1 protein-coding gene is annotated in these 289 nt (G+C 28.4%); it reads right to left on the bottom strand.

What is annotated here, in order from left to right:
* The coding region (locus U5B17_RS09705; protein WP_430805147.1) for a hypothetical protein at nt 1-289 on the bottom strand (289 nt) is incomplete at both ends.

Below are 289 nucleotides of genomic sequence, written 5' to 3'. Positions count from 1 at the left end.
AATTCTGTATTTATACTTGTTTGTTTATCTGAGATTAGGTTTAGGATTTGAGTGTTTATGTTTGCTGTGCTAGCTTGTATTATTGAGGCTACTAAATTAATATTATTTGCATTTAAATTTATTTGATCTGCTTGTAGGCTTGAGCCTTGTTTATTTGTAAGTATGTCTGTTTTATTTAAAGATGATTTTGATATGGAGCCAAGGCTTGATTTGGAGGTTTTGGTTGTTTCTTGATTTGAGTATGTAATTGGTGTTAAGTTTATATTATTAGCTGTTATATCTATTTTTC

Origin of the sequence: Campylobacter australis, assembly GCF_050586305.1 — a bacterium.
Taxonomy (GTDB): Bacteria; Campylobacterota; Campylobacteria; order Campylobacterales; family Campylobacteraceae; genus Campylobacter_A.
Note: the sequence above shows the minus strand (reverse complement) of the source record. Positions and strands in the feature narration are given on the sequence as shown.